17 protein-coding genes are annotated in these 20,126 nt (G+C 59.7%); 6 read left to right on the forward strand and 11 right to left on the reverse strand.

The features are described from left to right. The gene (locus AOA59_RS33115) at positions 1 to 135 is read right to left on the reverse strand and encodes a hypothetical protein (protein WP_256593039.1); all 135 of its coding nucleotides are present in this window, start codon (positions 133 to 135) and stop codon (positions 1 to 3) included. A gap of 189 nt (positions 136 to 324) precedes the next feature. Here AOA59_RS33115 and AOA59_RS09340 point away from each other — a divergent pair, with 189 nt between their 5' ends. Further along, positions 325 to 1,326, forward strand: a complete 1,002-nt coding sequence (locus tag AOA59_RS09340) for a pyruvate dehydrogenase (protein WP_099487003.1) — start codon at positions 325 to 327, stop codon at positions 1,324 to 1,326. 128 nt (positions 1,327 to 1,454) lie between these two features. On the opposite strand, the gene AOA59_RS09345 is transcribed toward AOA59_RS09340, so the two are convergent. Beyond that, on the reverse strand, positions 1,455 to 1,925 hold the full coding sequence (locus AOA59_RS09345; protein WP_058420905.1) for a MarR family winged helix-turn-helix transcriptional regulator: 471 nt from the start codon (positions 1,923 to 1,925) through the stop codon (positions 1,455 to 1,457). Between the two features lie 145 nt (positions 1,926 to 2,070). Here AOA59_RS09345 and aceE point away from each other — a divergent pair, with 145 nt between their 5' ends. Further along, the gene (aceE, locus tag AOA59_RS09350) at positions 2,071 to 4,731 is read left to right on the forward strand and encodes a pyruvate dehydrogenase (acetyl-transferring), homodimeric type (RefSeq protein WP_099487004.1); all 2,661 of its coding nucleotides are present in this window, start codon (positions 2,071 to 2,073) and stop codon (positions 4,729 to 4,731) included. Position 4,732: 1 nt separating this feature from the next. Here the strand turns inward: aceE and AOA59_RS09355 are convergent, their stop codons facing one another. Then, positions 4,733 to 5,611, reverse strand: a complete 879-nt coding sequence (locus AOA59_RS09355; RefSeq protein ID WP_099487006.1) for a DUF2242 domain-containing protein — start codon at positions 5,609 to 5,611, stop codon at positions 4,733 to 4,735. A gap of 92 nt (positions 5,612 to 5,703) precedes the next feature. After that, positions 5,704 to 6,600 (reverse strand): LysR family transcriptional regulator, encoded by an 897-nt coding sequence (locus tag AOA59_RS09360; protein WP_065931104.1) that lies wholly within the window; start codon positions 6,598 to 6,600, stop codon positions 5,704 to 5,706. 116 nt (positions 6,601 to 6,716) lie between these two features. On the opposite strand from AOA59_RS09360, the gene AOA59_RS09365 reads away from it, so the two are divergent. The 3 genes from AOA59_RS09365 (at position 6,717) to nhaA (ending at position 10,706) form a co-directional block, all read left to right on the forward strand. Then, entirely contained in the window at positions 6,717 to 7,931 is a 1,215-nt protein-coding gene (locus AOA59_RS09365; RefSeq protein WP_099487007.1) for an MFS transporter, read from the forward strand. 22 nt (positions 7,932 to 7,953) lie between these two features. After that, complete coding sequence (locus AOA59_RS09370; protein ID WP_099487021.1) at positions 7,954 to 9,255, forward strand: chloride channel protein; 1,302 nt, start codon at positions 7,954 to 7,956, stop codon at positions 9,253 to 9,255. Positions 9,256 to 9,377: 122 nt separating this feature from the next. Continuing rightward, entirely contained in the window at positions 9,378 to 10,706 is a 1,329-nt protein-coding gene (gene nhaA, locus AOA59_RS09375) for a Na+/H+ antiporter NhaA (RefSeq protein WP_099487009.1), read from the forward strand. Between the two features lie 67 nt (positions 10,707 to 10,773). Here the strand turns inward: nhaA and AOA59_RS09380 are convergent, their stop codons facing one another. From AOA59_RS09380 to tig, 6 genes are all read right to left on the reverse strand, one after another. Beyond that, positions 10,774 to 12,648, reverse strand: coding sequence for a SurA N-terminal domain-containing protein (locus tag AOA59_RS09380; RefSeq protein WP_099487011.1), 1,875 nt, complete (start codon positions 12,646 to 12,648; stop codon positions 10,774 to 10,776). 231 nt (positions 12,649 to 12,879) lie between these two features. Further along, on the reverse strand, positions 12,880 to 13,152 hold the full coding sequence (locus AOA59_RS09385) for an HU family DNA-binding protein (RefSeq protein WP_003174819.1): 273 nt from the start codon (positions 13,150 to 13,152) through the stop codon (positions 12,880 to 12,882). Between the two features lie 148 nt (positions 13,153 to 13,300). Then, a complete protein-coding gene (gene lon / locus AOA59_RS09390) occupies positions 13,301 to 15,697 on the reverse strand; it encodes an endopeptidase La (protein ID WP_065931108.1) in 2,397 nt (798 codons plus the stop codon). Between the two features lie 199 nt (positions 15,698 to 15,896). After that, the gene (gene clpX, locus AOA59_RS09395; RefSeq protein ID WP_017136464.1) at positions 15,897 to 17,180 is read right to left on the reverse strand and encodes an ATP-dependent Clp protease ATP-binding subunit ClpX; all 1,284 of its coding nucleotides are present in this window, start codon (positions 17,178 to 17,180) and stop codon (positions 15,897 to 15,899) included. Between the two features lie 112 nt (positions 17,181 to 17,292). Continuing rightward, positions 17,293 to 17,928 carry an ATP-dependent Clp endopeptidase proteolytic subunit ClpP gene (clpP, locus tag AOA59_RS09400; RefSeq protein WP_003174822.1) on the reverse strand — a complete coding sequence of 212 codons (636 nt, stop codon included), beginning with the start codon at positions 17,926 to 17,928 and terminating at the stop codon, positions 17,293 to 17,295. Positions 17,929 to 18,019: 91 nt separating this feature from the next. Next, entirely contained in the window at positions 18,020 to 19,330 is a 1,311-nt protein-coding gene (tig, locus tag AOA59_RS09405) for a trigger factor (RefSeq protein WP_056861394.1), read from the reverse strand. Positions 19,331 to 19,552: 222 nt separating this feature from the next. Here tig and AOA59_RS09410 point away from each other — a divergent pair, with 222 nt between their 5' ends. After that, the gene (locus AOA59_RS09410; RefSeq protein WP_099487013.1) at positions 19,553 to 19,813 is read left to right on the forward strand and encodes a hypothetical protein; all 261 of its coding nucleotides are present in this window, start codon (positions 19,553 to 19,555) and stop codon (positions 19,811 to 19,813) included. Between the two features lie 2 nt (positions 19,814 to 19,815). Here AOA59_RS09410 and AOA59_RS09415 read toward each other — a convergent pair. Continuing rightward, positions 19,816 to 20,126: sigma factor-like helix-turn-helix DNA-binding protein (locus tag AOA59_RS09415; RefSeq protein ID WP_305886603.1), on the reverse strand; the 311-nt coding region annotated here is incomplete at its 5' end.

The raw sequence follows: 20,126 nt of genomic DNA on the forward strand, positions 1-20,126 counted from the left end.
TTACAGCTCGGTGGCGTCATCGGCCGGATCCAGCGGATCCAGTTCAAACGCGTGGTACTCCAGCAGTTCTTCCTGGTATTCGTCCATGGTGGACTCCTTCTTGGTTAAAAGCGGTTGCAGATAAATGACCTGCACAGCCAGCCTAAAGTGCCGTGATGACGAAAAAATGTCGGCGCCATGACGTTCCTGCACTTCAAGATAAAACGTAGCAGGGTTGGATCGATTTAGCACTTCGAGATCGAGATGCGATTGCAATCATTGCAATTGCAATCACATGCCATTTTCCATTAGGGTAGGAACCTCTGTCGCCAGGAGCCTCGCCCCATGCCTGTCTCAACCGCCCAAGCCGCGCAGCGCTGTATCGATGCGCTGAGCAGTGCCGCGCCGCCTCCCGGCTCGCCGCTGTACACGGTCATGACCATGGCCAATACCCTGGAATTGAGCCGACAGGCCTGGGTGATTCGTGGCCAGTCACGCAGCCGCCGTGTGGGCAACTGGCCAAGCTGGTTTGCGCGCAATACCGGCGAAAAACCCCTGCTGTACCTGCACCGTGCAGCATCGTCGGCGCAGTTATGTGGGCTGTCGCAGGCCTCCTTGCAGCGTGGCATCCTGTGCAACGACATCGAAAACCAACCCTCTGCCTGGCCCAAGGGCGCGCAACCCTCACTGCCGTTGTGGCTGGCGACGAACCCGCACTGCACGCCGTATGACCCGGCGTCAGGTGCCGAAGCGCGCGCGATTGTGCTGGCGGGTTTGCGCGCGTTGTATGTCGACGGCAAGCCAGGGTTTTATTACCTCGCGCTGCACGATCAAGCGCGCACAGCGATGCTCGATACGCAGGATCGTGAAGACGCGCTCAAGGGCATGTACCCGCTGCGCCGCAAACATTCTGCGGATGTGCAATTGCTCGGCGCTGGCCGCACGCTTGAGGACGTGACCCACGCGGCGCAACTGCTCGAACAGGATTGGGGCGTGACGGCGCAGGTGTGGAGTTGCCCGAGCTATACGCGGCTCGCCCGGGAGGCAGCGGCCGCCGAGCGCTGGAATCGCCTGCACCCGATGGCCGCCCGGCGAAGTTGCCATTTGCATGAGTGCCTGGCCGGGAGCGCCGCGCCGGTGATTGCCGTGACCGGTTATCCGCAGGTGATTGTCGATCAGTTGGCGGCGTATGTGCCGGCGCGGTTTGTCGGGTTGGGTGCAGGGTCGGTGCAGGCGTCTGCGCCCAGTCGGTATTGGATTGTGGTGTGTGCGCTGCGGGCATTGGCCGATGAAGGCCGTATTGGTGTTGAGCAGGTCGAAGCGGCGATGCATCGGTATCCACTGTGATGGCTGGCAATACGATCAAAATGTGGGAGCGGGCTTGCTCGCGAATGCGATCTGTCAGACACATAGAGGCTGGCTGACCCACCGCATTCGCGAGCAAGCCCGCTCCCACATTGGACCCTCATCGCCTATTAGATCTTGCGTCGGCTGCGGGTTTGCACGCCCGCCTCCACCGCCAGCCCCGCCGTGCGCTCCAAGGTATCGGCAAACAGCTGGCGTTGCTCAGGCTCGATTTGCGACAGGAACAGCTCATCTACCGTGCTTTCGTAGATTTTCCACATCTTTTTACGCAACACCCGGCCGGCCTCGGTGATGGAGGCAAACGCTGCGCGGCCGTCGCCGTCGGAACGTGAACGCACCACCAGGCCGTCCTTTTCCAGGCGGTCTACCAGGCGTGTGAGGTTGTAGCGCTCAATCGCCAGCACATCGGCCAATTCGTGCATGCGCCGCGTGCCGTCGGGGCCGCTTTCCAGGCCCCATAACGCGTCATACCAGGCGTAGGGCGGCAGGTCTGCCGCGGCCAGGCGGCGTTCGATTTCTCGGATGACCGTCCTGTGGGCCCTGACAAAACGGAACCATACATCTGGCTCTTTCGACGACATGCAACACCATCCGGGGAATTTCAAGAAGGTTGCAATAGTAGCTCATCCCGCGCTAGATTCAGTCATGTAGTTGCAATTGCAATTACATTCGCGCAACTCCCACAAGGAGCCCGCTGCTTGAAATCCGCCTACCCTGGAGCCGCACATGACCCCCAATAACGCAGTAAGACTGGACGACGATCCACAGGAAACCCGCGAGTGGCTGGAGTCCATCGAATCGGTGCTGTCCACCGAAGGCCGCCCACGTGCCCACTACCTGATAGATCAGTTGCTGGATTTCGACGTTGCGCGCCATGGTGACTTCTACGGGCGGGTGACCACGCCTTACGTCAACACCATCGCGGTTGACCGCCAACTGCCCTACCCCGGCAACCTGGCCATCGAGCGGCGCACCAATGCGTTTATTCGCTGGAATGCCATGGCGATGGTGCTGCGTGCGGGTAAACACTCGGGTGTCGGTGGGCATATTGCGACCTACGCGTCGGCCGCCGTCCTGTACGACGTAGGTTTCGACCACTTCTTCCGTGGCCGAACCGATACCTTCGACGGCGATCTGGTGTACATCCAGGGCCACTCCTCCCCGGGCATTTACGGCCGCGCCTACCTCGAAGGCCGCATCAGCGAAGCGCAGCTGGACAACTTTCGCCGCGAGGCCGGTGGCGAGGGCTTGTCCTCCTACCCGCACCCACGGCTGATGCCGGACTTCTGGCAGTTCCCGACAGTATCGATGGGCCTGGGCCCGATTACCGCCGCCTACCAGGCGCGCTTTATGCGCTACCTGGAGTTCCGCGACCTCAAGCTACACCAAGGCCGCAAGGTGTGGGCATTCCTGGGCGACGGCGAAATGGACCAGCCGGAATCCCTGGCCGCCATCTCCCTGGCCGGCCGCGAGAAGCTCGACAACCTGATCTTTGTGGTCAATTGCAACCTGCAGCGCCTGGACGGCCCGGTGCGTGGCAATGCCAAGGTGATCCAGGAGTTCGAAAGCCTGTACCGCGCCGCCGGCTGGAATGTGATCAAGGTGATCTGGGGCGGCGGCTGGGATGCGCTGCTGGAAAAGGACCAGAGCGGCCTGTTGCGCCAACGCATGATGGAGTGCGTGGACGGCGACTACCAGAACTACAAATCCCAGAACGGCGCCTATGTGCGTGAACATTTCTTCGGCAAATACCCGCAATTACTGGCGCTGGTTGCCGACATGTCCGACGACGATATCTGGAAACTCTCACGCGGTGGCCACGACCCGGACAAGGTCTACAACGCCTACGCCGCTGCCGTGCGCCACAAAGGCCAACCGACGGTGATCCTGGCCAAAACCGTCAAGGGTTTCGGCATGGGCGAAGCAGGCGAAGGCCAGAACATCAATCACCAGTTGAAGAAGATGGGCGCTGATGCCGTAAAAGCCTTTCGCGACCGCTTCGGCCTGGAAGTGGCCGATGACCAGCTCGACGAAATCCCTTACCTCAAGCCTGCCGCCGACAGCGAAGAAGCCCGCTACTTCGCTGCCCGTCGCCAGGCGTTGGGCGGCCATGTGCCAGCACGACACACTGCGGTCGAGGCCTTGCAGATACCCGAACTGAGCGCGTTTGCCACCCAACTCAAAGACACCGGCGAGCGTGCCATCTCCACCACCATGGCGTTTGTGCGCATCCTTGGCACCCTGCTCAAAGACCCGCACCTGGGCAAGCTGATCGTACCGATAGTGCCGGACGAGTCGCGCACCTTCGGCATGGAGAGCCTGTTCCGTCAGATCGGCATTCACTCCGCCGTCGGCCAGCTCTATACCCCACAAGACGCCGGGCAATTGAGCTACTACAAAGAGAGCAAAGACGGACAGATCATGCAGGAAGGCCTGAATGAGTCCGGGGCCATTTCTTCGTGGATTGCGGCGAGCACGTCCTACAGCAATCACGGCTTGATGACCGTGCCGTTCTACATTTTCTATTCGATGTTCGGGTTCCAGCGCGTCGGCGACCTGGCCTGGGCCGCCGGCGATGCCCGCGCTCGCGGCTTTCTGCTGGGCGCCACGGCCGGCCGCACCACGCTGATGGGCGAAGGCTTGCAGCATGACGACGGCCACAGCCACATCCTGGCGTCGGTGATCCCCTGCTGCGTCGCCTATGACCCGACCTTTGCCTACGAGCTGGCGGTGATCATTCGCGAAGGCATGCGGCGCATGTACGTCGAACAGGAGGACATTTACTACTACATCACCCTGCTCAACGAAAACTACCCGCACCCGGCCATGCCCGAAGGCGCGGAAGACGGGATTCTCAAAGGCTTGTATCCGCTGAGCACGCAACCCCAGGCACAGGTGCAATTGATGGGCAGCGGCTCGATCCTGCGCGAGGTGATTGGCGCAGCGCAACTGCTCGACAAGGACTTTGGCGTAGCCAGTAATGTCTGGAGCGCCACCAGCCTGACCGAATTGCGCCGCGACGGGCACGCGGTAGAGCGCTGGAACCTGCTGCACCCGCAGGACGAACCGCGCGCGAGCTACGTGGAAACCAGCTTGGCCGGACACAGCGGGCCGGTGGTGGTGGCGACGGACTATATGAAGTTATTCGCCGACCAGATCCGCCCGTTTGTACACGGCCGCCGTTTCGTGGCGCTGGGTACCGATGGCTTTGGGCAATCGGACACCCGCGAAACCCTGCGCGAATTCTTTGAGGTGGACCGCCACTTCATCGTGTTGGCGGCGCTGAAGGCGCTGGCCGATGACGGCGTGATCGGGCGTGACAAGGTGAGCGAGGCCATCAGCCGCTACGGGATCAACGTCGACAAGACGAACCCCGTAGCGGTCTGAGTTACTGCCCAGGCGTCGGCAGTGGTGGAATCGCCTCTGTCGGCGCCGGCAGGTTCGGGTTGGTCGGCGCTGGCGCTGGTTCCGCAGCCGGTGCAGGTGTTGGCGCAGTGGTCGGCGCTGGCTCGGCCTGTGGCGAAATCGGTGCCGCCTCTGGCGGCGGTGCCAGCGGTTCCGACACGGCGGGCGCTACCGATGCGTCCTTGGGCGCGTCGACCTTATCGGCCGGCGCTACCTTATCGGTCGGCGCTACCTTATCGGCAGGCGCAGGCTTATCGGCAGGCGCAGCCGCTTTCGGCTCCGGCACGCCCAGCTCAGCCTTGGGCTTCTCTGGAATATGTTCGGCCGCTTTCACGTCCTGGGGCAGGAACACATCCACCAGCGAGAAGTAGCGATCGTAAAACTTTGGTGCCGTCACCGTCTCGCTGGCCACCTTGACCATCGAATCATCGGTTGAGCCGATCGGCATCGACACCGAGCCCAACACACCCACGCCGAGGCTGGCGGAGTTGTTGACCTTCTTCAGCGCGTAGCGGTCCTGCAAGGCGTTGGCGAACATGGTTGAGTGCTTGGCGCCTTTGCCATCATCGGCACACACCACGTTGAAGCTGATTTGCAGATGGGTTTCGCCGGTCTGCTGGAAGCTCTTGTTACCCACCACCAGCTTGGGGTCGCTGCTGGTGATGATGTAACCCTGGCTCAACAGCGCACGTCGCGCCGCTTCACAGGCCGCCACGTCGCTGACCGGGTAATCACGGGAGAACGTGCCGGAGTCGTCGAAATTTTCATGTTCATAAATAGCGGTCTTGGGTGACGAGCAGCCCGCAGCGCCCGCCAGCACCAGCGCCAACCCGAGGCTACGCAAGTGAAATGATGTCGACATCGAAAATCCTGAGGAAAACAGTCAGGGCGCTATTGTGCAACAGAACGCAGGGTTGGCGCGCACATTCCTGTCGGTAAAACGTCACAGCGTTATTACACCACCTGCGCAGGGAAAAGCCCGGCAGACATATGGTCGATAAACACCCGCAGCTTGGCCGAGGCGAAGCGACTCGAGGGCCACAGCATCCAGAAACTGCCACGGTGGACCAGATGCTCATCCAGCACCCGTTGCAGACGCCCCTGGCGCACCGCCTCCTTGACCATAAAGTCCGGCAGGCAGGCGATGCCCAACCCTTCGTGCACCACATAGCTGAGGGACTCGATGGTGGTGCTGACCAGCGGCGCACGCAGCACCGGCTCCGCCACGCCCGGCACCGGGCGCAGTGGCCAGGGCTCCAGCTTGCCGGTGGCGCAGAACTTGTGGCGCAGGCAGGCATGGCCGCTCAAATCCTGCGGCTGTTGCGGCGTGCCATGCTGGGCCAGGTAACCCGGCGTGGCCACCAGGACCAGCTGATAATGCCCCAGACGACGTGCCATCAGCCGTGAATCTTCCGGCTTGCCGGTGCGAATCACCGCATCAAAACCTTCCTCGATCACGTCGACCATGCGATCGGAGAAGTCCACATCCAGTTCAATGTCCGGGTAGGCGCGCATAAAGTCGCTGAGCACCGGCATCAACAAGCCACGCACTTGCGGCAAGCTGATGCGCAATGTACCTCGGGGCGTGGCGCCGGCCTCGGTCAATTCCTGCTCGGCCGCTTCCACCTCGGCCAGAATCCGTCGCGAGCGCTCCAGGAACAGCGCGCCTTCGCCGGTCAGGGTGACGCTGCGTGTGCTGCGATGAAACAGCCGCACGCCCAGGCGTTCTTCCATGCGCGCGATGCTTTTGCCCACGGCCGAAGACGACACCCCCAGCACGCGGCCAGCAGCGGTAAAGCTGCGGGTTTCCGCAACCTGCACGAACACCGCAAGGCTACTCAGACTGTCCATCGCCCATCCTTATCGATTGCGGACTTTGATGTCCGATAAGTTCGGAACCTTAGCCTGTTTTTCCGCAACCCACAGCCCCCTACTCTGCCTCCTGACCTTTTGCATGGAGACGGAACATGAGCGACTGCCCCCCGATTACCAACCCGGCCGTCACGACCGTAAAGGACGCACTGCCCCTCGGCGGCTTGCTGGCCTTGGCGTGTGCCGGGTTTATCACGATTCTGACCGAGGCCATGCCGGCCGGGCTGCTGCCACAAATGAGCGAAGGGCTGCAGGTTTCGCAGGCGTTGGTCGGCCAACTGGTGACCCTGTATGCCCTCGGTTCATTGCTCGCGGCCATTCCCCTGACCTTATTGACCCAAGGCTGGCGGCGGCGTCCGTTGCTGCTGATTGCCATCGGCGGCTTTGCCCTGGTCAACAGCGTCACGGCACTCTCCACCCATTACGGGCTGACCCTGGTTGCGCGGTTTTTTGCCGGCGTATTCGCCGGGTTGCTTTGGGCGTTGCTGGCCGGGTATGCCAGCCGGATGGTGGCCCCGCGCCTGCAAGGCCGGGCGATTGCTGTGGCCATGCTCGGCGCACCGCTGGCGTTGTCGCTGGGTGTACCCGCCGGCACTTTCCTCGGCACTGCGGTGGGCTGGCGCCTGAGCTTTGCCATCATGACCGGGCTGACGCTGTTGCTGCTGGTGTGGGCACGCTGGCAACTGCCGGATTTCGCCGGGCAAGCGGCGCAACAGCGCTTGGGTTTGCGCCAAGTGTTTAACCTGCCAGGCATTCGTCCGGTGCTGTGGGTGACGTTTACCTACGTACTGGCGCACAACATTCTGTACACCTACATCGCCCCACTGCTGGTGCCTGCCGGGTTAGAAGCCGACATCGACCGGATCTTGCTGGTGTTTGGTCTCGCGGCCTTGCTGAGCATCTGGCTGACGGGCGTGCTGATTGATCAACACCTGCGGCGCCTGCTGATCATCAGTTGCGTGATGTTCGCGGGAGCGGCCCTGGCACTGGGCGTGTGGATGACCTCCACCGGTGCGGTGTATGCCAGCGTGGCGCTGTGGGGCCTGGCCTTTGGTGGCTTGCCGGCGCTGCTGCAGACGGCGCTGGCCAAGTCTGCCGGTGACTCGGCCGATGCCGCGCAATCGATGCTGGTGACGGTGTGGAACCTGGGGATTGCCGGCGGCGGGCTGGCGGGCGGCCTGTTGCTGCAAACATCGGGGATTGGGTTGTTCCCCTGGGCGGTGGGCGGATTGGTGCTGTTGGCGTTGGCGCCGACACGGCGCATCGCGAGGACAAGCGCTGGATATACGGTTAACCTTGAAACACCCTGAAACTTATTTGGAATTAACCTGGGTGATCAAACCGTTCATTTCACTGCGCCGCCGCTTTACCTCACTGCGCTGGCGCACCCGGATCACCCTGTGGGCCGGCGCCACCATCGCCGGGCTGATGGTGGTGATGTTTGCGCGCCTGGCTGACGTGGCGCTCACTCAATTCGCCGAGCAATCCAGCGCCCATCCGTGGCTGCCCTTTCTCTATACACCGCTGGTGGGCATGCTGGTGGTGTGGCTGACCACGCGCTTTTTTGCCGGTGCCCAAGGCAGCGGCATTCCCCAGGTCATCGCTGCCACCCGCCTGGCCAACAAGGGGCAGGACGTCAGCAGGCTGGTGTCCTTGCGTATCGCCTTTGCCAAGATAGGCCTCGGTACATTGGCGTTGACCGGCGGTTTTTCCGCCGGGCGCGAAGGGCCGTCCGTGCAGGTGGCGGCGTCGATCATGCACTTCTTCCATCGCTACCTGCCCAATGCCCGCATCATCCGTAGCGAAGACTTGATCCTGGCCGGCGGCGCTGCCGGTATCGCCGCTGCGTTCAATACGCCGTTGGCCGGCATCGCCTTCGCAGTCGAAGAGTTGGGGCGCAAGCTCGAAACCCGCACCAGCGGTGTCTTGCTCAGCACGATTATTTTATCGGGGATGGTCGCCATCGCCCTGCAGGGCAATTACAACTATTTCGGCCATCTGGACGTTGAGGAGATCAAACTCGACATCATTATTCCGGTGCTGGCGGCAGGCATCGGCTGCGGCCTGCTCGGCGGGCTGTTCAGCCGCATGCTGCTGTGGCCACAGCGCCACCACAAGTTTGTAGTCTGGGAATGGCGGCGTGCCCACCCGGTGTGGTTCGCCGGGGCGTGTGGGCTGGTAGTGGCAATCCTGGGCTGGCTCAGCGGCGGAATGTCCTTCGGCAGCGGCTACGGGATTACTTCGCAGATCATTGCTGCCGATGTCGGCTTGCCGTGGCATGCGCCGGTCACGCGTTTTCTGGCCACAGTGGTCACTTATTTTTCCGGGATTCCCGGCGGCATCTTTGCCCCGTCGCTGGCCGTCGGCGCGGCCGTGGGCGCCAACGCAGCCGAGTTCTTCGCGCTGGCAGCGCAACCGACCATTGCGCTGTGCATGGTGGGCTTTCTGGCGGCCGTGACCCAATCGCCGATCACCTCGGCAATCATCGTGATGGAGATGATCGACAGCCACGGGATGGTGATCAGCCTGATGGCGGTGGCGCTGATTGCCAAGGCCGTCAGTTCGCGAATGGGGCCGGAGTTGTACCAGCAATTGGCGCGCGGTTTTCTGCAACCTCCGACAAAAAGCCCGTAACGCTGACAACATTGTTTACAACTTATTCATCAACTTCCTATCATCGCCCTGGGTGCGTGACTGCATAGGGCACAACGCAGGTTAAAGCAAAGCATTGGTCGGGCCGCCAATGGAGACTTGTCGTGCCCAAAAAACACCCTGCCATCCCTCGTCCCCAGGCCTTGACCGAGGGCGCACTGTCGGCTCTTGAGCGGTTTTCACGCATTGAGGCGGTCAGCGGCATCGTCCTGCTGCTGGCGGCCATTGCTGCGCTGATCTGGGCCAACAGCCCCGCCGCCGCGTCCTATGAACACTTCTGGAACACCCCGCTCACCCTCGGGCTGGGCGACTTCAGTGTGTCGCGCTCACTGCACTTTCTGGTCAACGACGGCTTGATGACCATCTTCTTCCTGGTGGTTGGCGCCGAGATACGCCAGGAAATAAAGGACGGCGCACTCGCCAACCTGAAACTTGCGACCCTGCCGCTGGGCGCCGCACTGGGTGGCGTATTGATGCCCGCCATCCTCTACACTGCGCTCAATCATGGCACCGCCGCCGCCAGTGGCTGGGCCGTGCCTACCGCCACCGACATTGCCTTTGCCGTCGGCGTGCTGGCGCTGTTGGGCAAATCGATCCCCAGCGGTGTGCGTGTGTTGCTGCTGGCACTGGCCATCATCGATGACATCGTGGCGATCCTGATCATTGCCGTGTTCTTCACTGCCAGCCTGGACTACATGGGCCTGGTGGTGGCCGCAGGTGGTTTGGCCTTAGTGCTGGTGTTCCAGCGGATGGGCATCAGCAAGGCGGCGATCTATCTGCTGCCGGGGGCGATTGTCTGGTTCGGCCTGCTCAAGACCGGCGTGCACCCGACCCTCGCCGGGGTGATCCTGGGCCTGATGACGCCGGTGAGTTCCAAACCGACCACCGAACGCCCCCTGGACACCATCGGACGTACCTTCAACGAGCTGATGGATCGCCTTTCGCAACCGGCCGACGACGCGCACCAGGTCGCCAGGCCGCTCAAGCAACTGCGCGAAGCCCAACGCGAGCTGATGCCGCCGGTGCAGCGCGTGCAATCGGCGTTGCACCCGTGGGTCGCGTTCGGCGTGATGCCGCTGTTCGCCCTGGCCAATGCCGGTGTGAGCCTACAGGGCTTGAACCTTGAGCACCCGCTGCCCCACGGCGTGTTTATGGGCGTGATCGTCGCCTTGGTGATCGGCAAGCCGTTGGGCGTGATGCTGGCGAGTGTCACGCTGGTCAAACTCAATATCTGCAAGCTGCCCGACGGTGTCACCTGGAGCGGTGTCGGCCTGGTCGGCCTGCTGGCGGGGATTGGTTTTACCATGTCGATCTTTATCTCGTCCCTGGCCTTCTCCGACCCGGAACTGTTGGCAGCGGCCAAACTGAGTGTGCTGACGGCGTCGACCGTGGCAGCGGTGATTGGGTTGAGCTGGGGCAAGCTGAAGTTCTGAGCTGGACATTGCGCAAAAAAAAAGCCCCCGGTCGTTCGGACCGGGGGCTTTTCTATTCAAACCAACATCAGAACTTCTTGATGTCAGCCTTGGTTTGCAACTGCTTGCGGTAGGCAGCAAAGTCCTGCTGGCCAATACGCGAGGCGAGGAAGCGGCGGTATTGCGCCTTTTCGTCGTCGGTAGGGGCTGCAGCTTCGTTGACGCCGTTCAAGCGCACGATCACCAGGCTACCGTCAGCCAGGGTCACGGTGGTGAAGGTCGGCTTGTCCTTGGCCGCAGGCTTTGGCATGCGGAACAGGGCTTGCAGCACGGCCGGCTCGATCGCTTCAGCGTTACGGGTTGCCGCTTCAGTCACCTTCCAGGCCTGGCCGTCGATCGGCTGGTTCAACGGGGTCTTGCCGTCACGCAGGCTGGCGATCAACTCGTCGGCATGGGTTTTGGCAGCCGCGATGGCGCGCTCTTTGGTCATCTGAGTGCGGATCGCAGCCGACACGCTTTCCAGCGGCAGTTGCGTTGGCTTCAGATGCTCTTTGGCACGCAGCACGATGATGGTTTCCGGGTCCAGCTCGATAGCGCTGCTGTTGGCACCTTCATCCAGCACTTCCGGGCTGAACGCAGCAGTGACCACGGCACGGTTGGCCGCAACACCTTCGCCACCTTCACGACCAAACGGCGCGGACGTATGCACGGTCAGCTTCAGGTCGGACGCCGGCTGAGCCAGGTCGGAGGCTTCGAATGCCGCATCTTCCAATTGCTTGGTCGCCTCGACATAACGCTGCTCGACCTGCTGGGTCTTGAGTTCACGGGTCAGCTTGTCTTTCAGGCTGGCAAACGATGGCACTTCTGGTGCTTCAACGCCCAACAGCTTGATCAAGTGCCAACCGAAGGTGGTTCGCACCGGCGCCGACACCTGGTCCTTGTTCAAGGCATACAGGGCGGTTTCGAAGTCCGGGTCGTAGACGCCAGGGCCGGCAAAGCCCAAGTCACCGCCATTGTTGGCCGAACCTGGATCCTGGGAGAACTCCTTGGCCAGGGCTTCGAACTTCTCACCCTTGGCCAGGCGTGCCTGGATGTCTTCGATCTTGGCCTTGGCTTGCGCGTCGGTGGTCTTGTCGTTGACTTCAATCAGAATGTGCGCGGCACGACGCTGTTCAGCGAGGTTGGCGGTTTCTTTCTGATAGGCCGCCTGCAGCTCTTCGTCCTTGACGGTGACCTGGTCGAAGAAGGACGACTTCTTCAGTTCCAGGTAATCGATGACCACTTGATCGGGAGTCATTAACTCTTTGGCGTGCTGGTCGTAGTAAGCCTTGACCTCATCGTCGGTAAGCTTCACCGCCGCAGGGTCGGTCTTGATCTTGACGGTGGCAAAATCGCGGGTCTGTTTTTCCAGACGGGCGAAAGCCAGCACTTCGGCGTCGGTGACGAAACCGCTGCCGGCGATGCCTGCGCGAACCTGGCCGATCAGCATTTCCTGGGTCAGCATCTGACGAAATTGCATACGGGTGTAGCCCAGCTGACGGATCACCTGGTCAAAGCGTTCGGCACTGAACTTGCCGTCCACCTGGAATTCCGGCGTCTGCAGGATCACCTGGTCCAGCGCAGCTTCAGAGAAGCCGAACTTTGAATCGGCGGCGCCTTGCAGCAACAGCTTGCGATCGATCAGGCCCTTCAGAGCCGCTTCGCGCAGCAGTTTTTCGTCCAGCAGCGAAGCATCGAAATCCTTGCCCAACTGTTGCATCAGCTGGCGACGTTGCATATCGACGGCCTGGCCCAGTTCGGTCTGGGTGATTTCTTCACCGTTGACCTTGGCCACGTCCTGCTTGTTGTTACCCGAAGCCTGGAAAATGGCCTCGATACCGGTGAACGCCATCAATGCGACGATGATCCCGATAATGGTCTTGGCAATCCAGCCTTGTGAATTGTCCCTGATATTTTGCAGCATGCGTCCCCCAGAAACGGTTGATCTTCAAAAATTAGGCAACCGTGGAGCGTGGGTAGAGTCCGGATAGAAGAAAGGCGCATCCGAGGATGCGCCTTCTCGTAACTGGCGGAGCGGACGGGGTTTTGAACCACACCCCAGGCCCTGGCGACCCGATGGATACGCGGGTCAGCTGCCGCTCCGCTGCCAGGTCAGACCTGCGTCTGACCCGGGTAAGCAAGGCTTGAACGAAGCTTAGTTAACCGCTTCTTTCAGGGCTTTACCGGCTTTGAAACCTGGTTTTTTGGCAGCAGCGATTTGCAGTGCTTTGCCAGTCTGTGGGTTACGGCCAGTGCGAGCTGGGCGGTCAGTCACAGAGAAAGTACCGAAGCCTACCAGTACCACGGAGTCGCCGGCCTTCAGAGCGCCAGTGACGGATTCGATTACTGCGTCCAGCGCACGGCCGGCAGCAGCTTTCGGGATATCAGCGGATGCGGCGATAGCATCAATCAGTTCCGACTTGTTCACTCTAAGTCCCCTTATATATCTATTGAGTATGATTCTAAGTTTTTTGGTGAAAGCAAAAACCAGTGCTGAATGGCCTACAGACACTTAAGAGCCGCTTTATAACAAGGGCTCTAAAAAGCTGTCAAGGAAGCCCCCAGGCTTAATCGCATTAATGCGTGCTAATTCTTTCCTTGGAATCGGACTCGCGTTTTTCGTCCTTCGCGACAATCTCCGGAGCCACATCCGGCAAGGGCTCCGGCGCGTATTGCAGCGCAATTTGCAGGACCTCGTCAATCCATTTAACCGGTTTAATCTGAAGATCCTGCTTGATATTGTCCGGAATTTCCTTTAAGTCGCGAACATTCTCTTCAGGAATGATCACGGTCTTGATACCACCCCGGTGTGCAGCGAGCAATTTCTCTTTCAGACCACCGATGGCCAATACCTGACCACGCAGGGTAATTTCCCCGGTCATCGCCACATCGGCACGCACAGGAATGCCAGTCAGAGCCGACACCAGTGCCGTGCACATGCCTACACCCGCGCTAGGCCCGTCTTTGGGGGTCGCCCCTTCCGGCATGTGGATGTGGGTGTCGTGCTTCTCGTGGAAGTCCAGGGGGATCCCCAGGCTCTTGGCGCGGCTGCGCACTACGGTCTGCGCGGCGGTGATCGATTCGACCATCACATCACCCAGCGAACCCGTCTTGATAAGCTGGCCTTTGCCCGGGATCACCGCAGCTTCGATGGTCAGCAGTTCGCCGCCCACCTGGGTCCACGCCAGGCCAGTTACCTGCCCTACCTGATCCTGCTGCTCAGCCAGACCGTAACGGAATTTCTTCACGCCCAGGAAGTGCTCCAGGGAATCGGCAACCACCTTCACCGAGAAGCGTTTTTCCAGCGAGTGCTCCTTGACCGCTTTGCGGCAGATCTTCGCAATCTGACGCTCAAGGCCACGCACACCGGCTTCGCGGGTGTAGTAACGCACGATGTCGCGGATCGCTTCGACCTCAAATTCGATCTCGCCTTTTTTCAGGCCATTGGCCGAAATCTGCTTGGGCGCGAGGTATTTGACGGCGATGTTGATCTTTTCGTCTTCGGTGTAACCCGGCAGACGAATCACCTCCATCCGGTCCAGCAGGGCTGGCGGGATGTTCATGGAGTTGGAGGTGCACAGGAACATTACGTCGGACAAGTCGTAGTCGACTTCCAGGTAATGGTCGTTGAAATTGTGGTTTTGCTCGGGGTCGAGCACTTCGAGCAACGCCGAGGCCGGATCGCCACGCATGTCGCTGCCCATTTTGTCGATTTCATCGAGCAGGAACAGCGGGTTGCGCACACCCACCTTTGTCATTTTTTGAATCAATCTTCCTGGCATCGAACCGATGTAAGTACGGCGATGGCCACGAATTTCCGCTTCATCACGCACACCGCCAAGGGCCATGCGCACAAATTTACGGTTGGTCGCACTGGCAATCGACTCGGCCAGGGAGGTTTTACCCACACCCGGAGGCCCGACCAGGCACAACACCGGGCCACGAATTTTCTTCACGCGCTTTTGCACGGCGAGGTATTCGAGGATGCGTTCTTTAACTTCTTCGAGGCCGTAGTGGTCGGCGTCAAGGATCTCTTCGGCACGGGCCAGGTCCAGGCGCACCTTGGTCTGAGCCTTCCACGGCACCTGCACCAGCCAGTCGATGTAGGAACGCACCACGGTGGCTTCGGCCGACATTGGCGACATTTGCTTGAGCTTGTTCAGCTCAGCCATGGCCTTGGTCAGGGCGTCTTTAGGCAGGCCGGCGGCGTCGATGCGCTTTTTCAGCTCTTCGACTTCGTTGTGGCCTTCTTCGCTGTCGCCGAGTTCTTTCTGAATGGCCTTCATCTGCTCATTCAGGTAGTACTCGCGCTGGCTGCGCTCCATTTGTTTCTTCACGCGGCCACGGATGCGCTTCTCAACCTGCAGCAGGTCGATTTCGCCATCCAGCAGCGCCAGCACGTGTTCGACACGGGCCGGCAGGTCGATGATTTCGAGGATGTCCTGCTTCTGCTCGATCTTGAGCGCCATGTGCGCGGCCATGGTGTCGACCAGGCGGCTTGGCTCATCGATGCTGTTGAGAGAAGACAGCACTTCAGCCGGGACTTTCTTGCCCAACTGCACATACTGCTCGAACTGCGAGAGCAGGCTGCGCACAAACACTTCGGATTCGCGCTCAGGGGCTTCGACTTCATCGATCAGCGCCACTTCGGCGCGCAGATGCCCGTCCACCTCCATGAAGCGCTCGACCGCACCACGTTGCTCGCCTTCGACCAGCACCTTGACGGTGCCATCGGGCAACTTGAGCAATTGCAGAACAGTAGCAACGGTGCCGACGCGATACAGGGCGTCTTCGCCTGGATCATCATCGGCAGGATTCTTCTGGGCCAACAGCAGGATTTGCTTGTCGCCCGTCATCGCAGCCTCGAGGGCTTCGATAGACTTCTCGCGCCCCACGAACAGCGGGATAACCATGTGCGGATAGACGACGACATCACGCAACGGCAGGAGAGGCAATTCAATGGTTGTCTTCATGATTTCGCCTCTATGACAGTTGAAAAATTAGCTTGAAACCAAGATGGGGGCTGTACGCAAAAAAAACAAGCTCAATGCCAGCAGTTAAACGCATGAATAAACGCGAATTTAACCGCAAAACACAAACCGCCCCGAAAAACCGCCACATAAAAAGAAAGGGCCTCGAAAGGCCCTTGCTTGTACTGCGACGGCTTGACGCTTACGCGTCAGGTGCAGCCTTGGCAGCCGGCTCACTGTTTTCGTAGATATACAGTGGCTTGGACTTGCCTTCGATAACGCTTTCGTCGATCACCACCTTGCTCACCTCGGATTGCGAGGGGATTTCGTACATGGTGTCGAGCAACACGCCTTCGAGGATCGAACGCAGGCCACGTGCACCGGTCTTGCGCTCCAGTGCCCGCTTGGCCACTGATTTGAGCGCGTCGGTACGGAACTCGAGGTCTACACCTTCCATCTCGAACAGCTTGGCGTATTGCTTGGTCAGGGCGTTTTTCGGCTCGGTGAGGATCTGAATCAAAGCAGCCTCATCCAGCTCGTCCAACGTGGCCAGGACCGGCAGACGGCCAACGAATTCCGGGATCAGACCGAACTTGACCAAATCGTCAGGTTCGACTTCACGCAGGGACTCGCCCACCTTCTTGCCTTCTTCCTTGCTGCGCACTTCTGCACCAAAGCCGATGCCGCCACGGGTGGAACGTTGCTGAATAACCTTTTCCAGCCCCGAGAATGCACCGCCACAGATGAACAGGATGTTGCGCGTATCAACCTGAAGGAATTCCTGCTGCGGGTGCTTGCGGCCGCCTTGTGGCGGTACGGAAGCAACCGTACCTTCGATCAGTTTCAACAGGGCTTGCTGCACGCCTTCACCGGAAACGTCCCGAGTGATCGACGGGTTGTCGGACTTGCGCGAAATCTTGTCGATTTCGTCGATGTAGACAATACCCATCTGGGCCTTCTCTACGTCGTAGTCGCACTTCTGCAGCAGCTTCTGAATGATGTTCTCGACATCTTCACCCACGTAGCCAGCCTCGGTGAGGGTGGTGGCGTCGGCGATGGTGAACGGAACGTTCAGCAGGCGAGCGAGGGTTTCTGCAAGCAGGGTTTTACCCGAGCCTGTAGGACCAATCAGCAAGATGTTGCTCTTGCCGAGTTCGACTTCGTCGCCTTTCTTGTCACGCTGGTTCAAGCGCTTGTAGTGGTTGTACACCGCTACCGCCAGAACCTTTTTTGCACGCTCTTGACCAATCACATACTGATCAAGGATGCCGCTGATTTCTTTAGGCGAAGGCAATTTATGCGCGCTGCTCTCGGCCTGGGCTTCCTGCACCTCCTCGCGGATGATGTCATTGCACAGGTCGACGCACTCGTCGCAGATAAACACCGAGGGGCCGGCAATCAATTTGCGTACTTCATGCTGGCTTTTGCCGCAGAAGGAGCAATAGAGCAGCTTGCCGTTGTCCTCGCCGTTGCGGGTGTCAGTCATTCGTTCGATCCAAATCCGATAGGCTTGCAACACAAGATGAAGGCTTATGCGGGCTTTTTCAAGCCCGCCGGTGGTCGGACATGCCGACTAGCCTTATTTTGAGGTGCTTATATTAAGCGGGGCGCTTTTCGATCACTGCGTCGATCAACCCGTATTCACGAGCAGCTTCAGCGCTCATGAAATTGTCGCGGTTGGTATCACGCTCGATTTCTTCCAGGGTGTGCCCGCTGTGTTTGGCCATCAGCGTGTTCAGACGCTCACGAATAAACAGGATTTCCTTGGCGTGGATTTCGATGTCCGATGCCTGGCCCTGGAAACCGCCCAACGGCTGGTGAATCATCACGCGCGAGTTCGGCAGGCAGTAACGCTTGCCCTCGGCACCTGCGGTCAGCAGGAACGCGCCCATGCTGCAGGCCTGGCCGATGCACGTGGTCGACACGTTTGGCTTGATGAACTGCATGGTGTCGTAAATCGACATGCCTGCAGTGACCGAGCCGCCCGGGGAGTTGATGTAAAGATGGATGTCCTTGTCCGGGTTTTCCGCTTCAAGGAACAGCAGTTGCGCGCAGATCAGGTTGGCCATGTAGTCCTCTACCGGGCCGACCAGAAAAATCACTCGTTCCTTGAGCAGGCGCGAGTAGATGTCATAGGCGCGTTCGCCACGAGCAGATTGCTCGACAACCATCGGGACCAGGCCGCCGGCGGCCTGGATATCAGAGTTCTGCTGAATATAGGAATTACGGAACATGCTCTGCAGTTACTCCCAAATAGTCATGTCTTGAAAACGCATAAGCCAGCGCGAGGCTGGCTTATGGTTATATTTCGAACGAGTTGGACAATCAGTCGGCTTGTGCTGCTTCCGCCGGTTTGACTGCTTCTTCGTAAGAGACCGCTTTGTCGGTCACCTTAGCCTTCTGCAGAACAGTATCCACAACTTGTTCTTCCAGCACAACCGAACGTACTTCGTTCAGTTGCTGGTCGTTCTTGTAGTACCAAGCCACGACCTGCTCAGGCTCCTGGTAGGCCGAAGCCATTTCCTGGATCATCTCGCGAACGCGATCTTCGTCAGGCTTGAGGTCGAATTGCTTGACCACTTCAGCCACGACCAGACCCAGTACAACGCGGCGCTTGGCTTGCTCTTCGAACAGCTCGGCCGGCAGTTGGTCAGGCTTGATGTTGCCACCGAACTGCTGAACCGCTTGAACGCGCAGGCGATCCACTTCGTTGGACAGCAGGGCCTTGGGCACTTCGATCGGGTTGGCGGCCAGCAGACCATCCATTACCTGGTTCTTGACCTTGGACTTGATGGCCTGACGCAGTTCACGCTCCATGTTCTTGCGAACTTCGGTGCGGAAACCGTCGATGCCGGTTTCCTTGATACCGAACTGGGCGAAGAACTCTTCGTTCAGCTCAGGCAGCTTAGGCTCGGAAACGCTGTTGACGGTCACGGTGAACTCGGCGGCTTTGCCGGCCAGGTCCAGGTTCTGGTAGTCAGCCGGGAAAGTCAGGCTCAGAACGCGTTCTTCACCGGCCTTGGCGCCAACCAGACCGTCTTCGAAGCCAGGGATCATGCGGTTGGAACCCAGTACCAGCTGGGTGCCCTTGGCGGAGCCGCCAGCGAATGCTTCGCCGTCAACCTTGCCAACGAAATCGATGTTCAGCTGGTCTTCGTTCTGGGCGGCACGCTCGGCCACTTCGAAACGGGTGTTCTGCTTGCGCAGGATTTCCAGCATGTTGTCCAGGTCGGCATCCGCCACGTCAGCGCTCAGGCGCTCAACGGCGATGTCTTCGAAACCGGCAACGGTGAATTCCGGGAACACTTCGAATACGGCAACGTATTCCAGGTCTTTACCGGCTTCCAGGGATTTAGGCTCGATCGAAGGCGAACCCGCCGGGTTCAGCTTGTGCTCGACAACAGCTTCGTAGAAGGAAGCCTGGATCACGTCACCCACAGCTTCCTGACGCGCATCGGCACCAAAACGACGCTTGATTTCGCTCATCGGCACTTTGCCTGGACGGAAACCAGCGATCTTGGCCTTTTGGGCAGTCTGCTGCAGACGCTTGTTGACCGCAGTCTCAATACGCTCTGCCGGAACGGTGATGCTCAGGCGGCGCTCGATGGCAGTAGTATTTTCAACAGAAACTTGCATGGATATTCCTCGTTGCACAGACGTTAGCCGGCCGTTTCCGACCCCAGAATCAAGGGCATGCATTCTAGTGGGTCAAACTCAAGAAGTCACCCTACTGAAAACGGGTGGAAAAACAGCAGGCCATTTATAGGTTCAAGTGCACGCATGCACCTCATCCCGTTAGCAAATACAGCGCATCCCGCCAGGGCTCTAGGCCAGCCCTTCTATATATAGAAGAGCCGGATGCACACCCCGGCGAGCGACCCTGCAAGCAAGGTCGAAGGGTGTGGCGGCAGCATCGAGAAACACAAATACGATGAAACGCCCTACCCCGAAAACTCAAAACACTCAAACAAAAACGGCACAGCCCTTTTTCAGGTACTGCGCCGTTATTCGCTATTAAATAGCTGTACTGACCCTTATATAGCCGCGGATCAGTTCTACACGCTCAAAACCGGCAACGATTCTAACGCCAAGGCATTGAGAATGCTTGTTTTTTCTTGACGTCAATCAAGGCCGCAGGCCTGGTGCCGGTCGATGGCGGCAAAAACCCGACTGCGCGCCCGGTGCAGCAGCACCCGCGCGTTGCAAAGACTGACGCCCAGCAACTCGGCAATTTCCTCAAGCTCAAGCCCTACACGCTCACGCAGCACAAGCGCGGCGCTCTGAAGCGTCGACAGTTCCTGCAGCGTGCGCTCGATACAGGCACGCAGCTCATCCTCACTGGCCAGCGCCTCGGGCGTAAGCGTACGGGGAATACGCCTTGCGTAGATCAGCCAGGCATCCACTGATGCGGCAGTAGATGCTCGATCGGGTT

The organism is Pseudomonas sp. 2822-15, from assembly GCF_002742515.1.
Classification (GTDB): domain Bacteria; phylum Pseudomonadota; class Gammaproteobacteria; order Pseudomonadales; family Pseudomonadaceae; genus Aquipseudomonas; species Aquipseudomonas salomonii.